A 6,637-nucleotide genomic window follows, 5' to 3' on the forward strand; every position below is an offset into this window, starting at 1 on the left:
AATGTTTAAAGATTATCTAGTAGTTGATACTGAAGGAAATCCCCTGCTCAAGGAGATTGCTGTAATTAATTCTTTAGGAAATTTAATATTTGAGGCAATAGTTACTAATAATGATCGACCTTTAAACCCATCGACTAGAGGGCAATCTTTAGTAGAAGTACTCAACAAATTCTTAGAGGTTATTCAAGAGAAAGTTCTTGTTTTTCATTACGCGGAACATGACTTAAAAGTTTTATACCATTCTTTTAAAGTAGCGGGTATTACTTCTCCCAAATTACAGATTTATTGTACTTATGAATTAAGCTTATTTTTTTATCCTCAAATTCCCAGTTATTCTCTGGAAAATCTCTGTAAATTTCTCCATTTGAAAGTAGCAAATAAGCGTTTTAATCCTGCCTTAGCTCATCGTGCTAAATATGATGCTCTTTTTACTCATCAACTTTATCAAAATCTGATGCAACAATCTATCAAAACTAAATTAAAGTCTAAAACAGATCCTTTTGTTAATAATCGAGTTGATACACCTTTTCAACAACATCCAGACCGACGAGAAGTTTTTGAGAGTGAATTTAATGATTTAAAAATAGTTGTAGAAGAAATTAGTCAAGACCCAAATCATCAGAGTAGGGGTGTTGTAGTTATTGGAGAACCGGGGTCGGGAAAAACTCATTTAATGATGAGACTTGCTCAAGATATTTTAGAGACTAATCGTCTTTTATATATCCGACAACCTAACAATGCCCAAGCTGTAATTTTTCATACTTATAGCCGAATTCTTGAGTCTTTAATTGAGCCTGTACAATCAAGTTCCCACAATCAATTGGAATATTTAATTGCTCATAGTTTTTCTCAAATTATGGAAAATTTCCAGAGTGATTTAACTGTTTTAACTCAGAGGGATAAAAAAGTCTTAGAAGTTATGCAAAAAAATCCTCTAAAATTATTTTCCAATTTAGCCAAGGCAGAGACTCAAACTAAAAGGAATTACTGGGAACATATTGAAAAACGCGCTCTAAATTGGTGGGATAAAAACTATTCACCTGCTGGATATGCCCCTCAAATTTTTAAGGGTATTCTGAGATTTTGTAGATATAGTGACCCCTCTCGCCGACGAATTGTTACTCAGTGGTTGGCAATGAATGATTTACCTGTTGAAGAGTTAGAAAAGGTACAACTTTTTCCTTGGTCTGAAGAGATGAGTAGGGAAGAAGTATCTTTAGAAGCAATTAAGGTTTTAGGATGTTTATCTGTGTTAGAAAAGCCTTTACTTTTAATATTTGACCAATTGGAAGGATTAGGACAGGAACACAATGAACGTTTACTTTGGAGTTTTGGAGAATCCATCAAAGAAATATTAACTCATGTACCGAATAGTTTGGTAATTTTAAATTTATTTCCCCATCGTTGGCAGCAGTTTAAACAAGTTTTTGATGGCTCTGTAGTGCATCGAATTTCTCAATCGGAAATTGTGCTAAAAAAACCTCCAATTTCTGCTTTAAAAAAGTTATTGAATCTCAGAGCTGAAATGGTTGGTTTTGCCATTGAGGAATTATTCACAAATTCAGAAATTGATAAAATTGTACGAGCAAATTCTATTCGGGGGGTGTTAAGCACTGCATCTAATTTTTATCGAGAGAAGGTTTATAATATCCCTTTAGCAAAAAAATATGATGTTGATTATCGTTCGACTACTCCGAATGTTGCATCATTTACACTTCCTTGGCAAGAGCTAAATGAACGCTTAGGAAGGATGGAAAAGTTGATGTTTAAAATTGCGGAAAAACTGGATATTGAGGTTGGGAATTTTACAGAAGAAGTTGTTGTTATTTCAGAACAATCAGAGGCTTTAGCGAAAGATGAAGTTATACTTGATGAGCCTATCTTAATTTCTCCAAAGGATATTATACAGGAATATTTTGACCGACAGAAAGTAAAGTTAAAAGCTAAGTTTGTGGAGCATCAAATATTAACTGATTTAGATGATGTTGGTAAACTAGAAACGATTATTCGGTTTTTTAAAGACAGTTGGGATAAGTTAGAAATAGAAGTTTTAAATTTAGGCAAACGAGTTATTCCAGAACATTTAGTTATTAAAATCGAACAACATCAATGTGTAATTGCTTTTCTACATGAGGGGGGGTCTAAATTTTTTTCTCGGATCAGAAATTATAATGAATTAATAATCTACCATCCATCACTACAGTTTAAACTGTGTCGGGATGAAACAGATTATCCAATTAAAGGTAGAAAAAGTTGTCAGCAATTAGATAATTTTAAGAGTTCGCCCAGGGGAGACTTAATTATTTTAAATTCAGAACAACGAATTTTATTTGAGTTAATTTATCAAACTATTGTTGATGTGCAAAACCTAGATTTAGAAGTGAGTGTCGATGAATTTATAAAATTTATATCCTCCGAATATGGCAATTTTTGGTTGTGGAAGATTCTGCCAATTTGAAGTAATATCAAATCCGGTTAAATAACCTCACAATAAATAGACATCTCCAGTAGGGAGTAGGGGGAAATAATTGATAATTTATGTAGGATAATTGATTTTATTTTTTATTATTGGAGATGTCTAATAGCTTAAAATCCTAATTATGACGTTATTGGATCTATGTGCAATTAGGCGGATTTGATACAATATCATGTATTTGCTGACTTCTGCAAGAAGTCTAATTTTTTGTAATTAAGTGATTTGTATCTAATTTATAAGCTTTACCTAATTTAGCATCAAATGCCCAAGCTGCAATTTTCAACTTACCTTTTGGTAATAATTTACCCGAAATTGTTTGTTCCCAACCTGCATTCAGATATGCTGGATTATTGAATAGTTGAACTAAATTTTCTCTTGGAGTTTGAGCAGACATCAAAACATCAAAAATTATCCAATTTTTCCTTATTTTTTCTTCCTTCTTATTTCTTTCTTCTTCCTCCCCCCTTCTTCCTTCTTTTTTATAGGTTAAAATAATTGCATCCGCAGGCTCGTTACGGTCTGGTAAAAATGCCCAACCATTGACAAAATACCAACTATTTAAAGGTATAATTCCATCTAATGAACCGTAGTTTTTATCTGGAGATTTTTTGGCAGCGATAGACTTCCAGTCCGCTGACGCGATCGCTTCGATATTATGGCTAGTCACTAAATTAGGTTTTAACATACCTAAGTAGTTAAGTTGGTTGACTAAATCTTTAACATAATCATAATTTCCTAAAATATTTTCTTCAATACAAAACTTATTTTCAACGATATTAATGAATGACAAACAAGTTTTTCCTTCCATACGTAATTGATAGCTAGATTTAATTTCTTTCACACTATGAGTAAATGATTGATAGTGTAAAATAATCATTCCAGTTATGGCGATCGCTACTGTAATTTTATGGAGCCATACTTGCGATTTCCTATAATTATTTTGACTATAAATATGACTTAAAACTATTGGTAATAAATGTATAATAGCGATCATTAAATAAATAGAAAAAGTTGTATATCTTGAAGGCAAAGCACTTTCTACTCCAAAACCAACTCTACCAACAGCAGTAATTAAAGCACTAATTATTGAGTAGAGAGCAATCATTATCCAACCAATTGTTCTCTGGAAAAGATGCAGATTTTTAAAATGTTCGAGTTGGTAAAGAAATAAACAGCCAAATATTCCTATTTCTATTCCACCAATAAATATTGAATAAGTAAGAGGAGATATTTCAAAACCAGAACCTAAAGGAGAACCCAAAAAGGCTAAGAAAAACTGTAAAGTTTGCTCTGGATTCCGAAATGCTGGTATAAGACTAGGGCTAACTTCAGGCTTTTGATAGTCATAAAAATAGATAATTATATTGCCGATAAAAACTGCTATCCAGCCTAAGAATAACCATTTTTGTTTCAATAAATCTGACCTTGACTTTGCCGTAACTAATGTGAGTACAGGTAAAACAATTACCCAAGCTATTATCCCATTAGAATAGGAAAAAGTACTAATGATGCAAAGCACCATACAAATTAAAAATTTATATCTAGTATGAAAGTGGGAGTAGATAACTGAAATTGCTGTAGTAATACAAGCGATCGGCATTAAAACTACTAATTGAATTCCCCAAAACCAGTTATCATATTGAATTGGAGAAAATATTAGGATATTTGTCAATAAAGCTATGAGTGAAGTTGTCAATAAATTAGCATTTACGGTCAATCTATTGAGGCGATAAATATTAACAGAAACTACACAAGCTAACATAAATATTACTAACATTTCATATCTCACATCCCAGTTAGTTAAATATGCCAGTCCGAGAAATATTAGTCGTGGAAATAGTTTTCTACTTTCATTATGTTGAGCAATCAAGTCTTGCCAGGACAAGGAATTTTGGGAAATTTTCATGAATAATCGAGGCATGAGATTCCATTGATCCCAATAAGGCATATTAACGCTGTAGGTAAGAATTAATATTCCCATTGCAACTGCTGGAAGTATGATTAAAACTATGCTTATCCAATGTAAAACTTGGAAATTATACTTGAATATTTTTTTACTAATTGGAGATTTTTTTTCTGTTGTCATTATCCTCATTACGTTCTAAAGTTTAAGGTAAGCATTTCCTGCGGAATGCTGCGCAAACAGCTATTAGCAGTCAGCTTTCAGCAAAAAGACTTTCTTTTTAAGAACAGTGTTGAAATTAATATAAACTTTAAGGTCAAGGGAACCAACTTTTTTAGTAAGACAATTAATAAAGCTTTTCTCCTAAACTCAAAGTAATAAATAGCTGATAGCTGATGGCTGACCGCTGAATGCTTACACTTCAACTTTCATCTGAACTGATTTTTTCAAAGCCAATTTTTTCTCTAATAATATAGTATGGTCTTTGTCTAACTTCATCGTAAATACGACCAATATATTCTCCAATAATTCCTAGAGAAAGCAGTTGTACTCCCCCCATAAAAAATGTTGTAGTTAAACCATAAGCCCAGGATAAAAATTCTTGTCCTAAAACAAATTTAACGTAAAGACCAATTAATCCAATAATAAAAGAGAAAATTGCAGATACTAACCCTAAAATAGTTGCCATTTTCAAGGGAATTGTTGAAAAAGAAAATATGCCATCAAAAGCAAGCTTAAATAACTTAGCAACTGAAACTTTAGGCTCCCCCCGATATCGAGGACCACGTTCTACATAAACACCGATTTGTTTAAATCCAGCATAGGCTCTTAAACCACTTAAATATTTGTTGCGTTCTGGCATTTGCCGTAGAGTTAAGATAACTTTTCTATCCATTAATGAAAAGATACCTGCATCCATAGGAGTAATAATTCCTGACAACCTTCTTTGAATATAATAAAAACTTTTAAATGCTAATCGTTTCAAAAATTTTTCTTTACGATTCTTTCTAATAGCATAAACCACATCATATCCCTGTTGCCAAAGTCGTGAAAAACTAATAATTGCTTCTGGAGAATCTTGTAAATCTCCATCCATTAAAATAACAGCTTTTCCATCAGCATGATCGATTCCTGCGGATAAAGCACATTGATGCCCAAAATTTCTAGAAAGGTTAATAATTTTTACTTCTGAGTGTTGCTGACTTATTTTTTTTAACAGTTCAAAGGAAGAATCTACACTACCATCATTGATAAAAATTACTTCGCTATTATCATCAATTCGCTGTAAAACATCTAATAACTGTCGCCATAGTTCAGGGATAATTTCTTCTTCATTGAAAATAGGAATAATTATAGAATAATCTATATTTTTCATAGTATTTACTCACTCCTCGCCCAAATCATACATAATCTAGTTTATAATTGTCAACCCAGGAGTTAACGAAGTCAGAAGTCAGAAGTTAGAAGTCAGAAGTTGTTTTTGTAACGGGGAGGTTTCTTTCAATTTAAACTTAATTCTATACACAAACGATGCTACCGGACATGATATTAGACCCAATTATTTTGATAATAGAGTTGTTGGCGTTGCTGAAGAGCGTGTATGATATTAGTATTACAGCGCTTTTCAAGTAGATGAACCACATTTTCACAAATAAAACCTTGTAGGGACGTTCCATGGAACGTCTTTAGTCTACCCAAATGAAAACAGCGCACCTTAACGCTACGTGACAAGTCAAGTGCAGCATTCCGCACCGAAAACCTATAAGCGGAATAGAGTTTTATCGCACTCTTATCCGGACATGATATCATACCTCAGATCGCCAACGCCAAATTACTTAATCAAAAGGAATCAAAATGACAGAAAAAATCCCAGAAGTTACTATCTATACTGATGGTGCTTGTAGTGGCAATCCTGGCCCTGGAGGGTATGGTGTTGTTATTATTACCGATAAACAGCGCCAAGAATTATCTGGAGGTTATCAGTTAACTACTAATAACCGCATGGAATTAATGGCGGCAATACTAGGACTTCAAACTCTAGAATCTACTTGTGATGTAACTCTTTATACCGACTCTAAATATATCGTTGATGCTATGACTAAAGGTTGGGCAAAACGCTGGCGAGCTAATGGTTGGAAACGGAATAAAAAAGATAAAGCAATGAACCCCGATCTATGGGAAAAATTATTAGATTTATGTAACCAACATCAAGTGGAATTTTCTTGGGTACGTGGTCATTCTGGCAATATAGAAAATGA

4 protein-coding genes are annotated in these 6,637 nt (G+C 32.9%); 2 read left to right on the forward strand and 2 right to left on the reverse strand.

Going from position 1 to position 6,637, the window contains the following annotated elements:
* Positions 1–2,458, forward strand: a 2,458-nt coding sequence (locus AC3DU7_RS20970) for an exonuclease domain-containing protein (RefSeq protein ID WP_488041242.1), incomplete at its 5' end; no start/stop codon positions are given.
* A 217-nt stretch (positions 2,459–2,675) separates the two neighbouring features.
* Here the strand turns inward: AC3DU7_RS20970 and AC3DU7_RS20975 are convergent.
* Together AC3DU7_RS20975 and AC3DU7_RS20980 are read right to left on the reverse strand one after the other, a co-directional pair.
* On the reverse strand, positions 2,676–4,562 hold the full coding sequence (locus AC3DU7_RS20975; protein WP_488041243.1) for a hypothetical protein: 1,887 nt from the start codon (positions 4,560–4,562) through the stop codon (positions 2,676–2,678).
* A 238-nt stretch (positions 4,563–4,800) separates the two neighbouring features.
* A complete protein-coding gene (locus tag AC3DU7_RS20980) occupies positions 4,801–5,754 on the reverse strand; it encodes a glycosyltransferase family 2 protein (protein ID WP_488041244.1) in 954 nt (317 codons plus the stop codon).
* Between the two features lie 479 nt (positions 5,755–6,233).
* On the opposite strand from AC3DU7_RS20980, the gene rnhA reads away from it, so the two are divergent.
* Positions 6,234–6,637, forward strand: a 404-nt coding sequence (gene rnhA / locus AC3DU7_RS20985) for a ribonuclease HI (RefSeq protein WP_488041245.1), incomplete at its 3' end; no start/stop codon positions are given.

The organism is Okeania sp., assembly GCF_983059655.1.

Excerpts from the sequence above, each read along its gene's own strand:
- AC3DU7_RS20975 (WP_488041243.1), bottom strand. The coding sequence starts at position 4,562 with ATGACAACAGAAAAAAAATCTCCAATTAGTAAAAAAATATTCAAGTAT.
- AC3DU7_RS20980 (WP_488041244.1), bottom strand. The coding sequence starts at position 5,754 with ATGAAAAATATAGATTATTCTATAATTATTCCTATTTTCAATGAAGAA.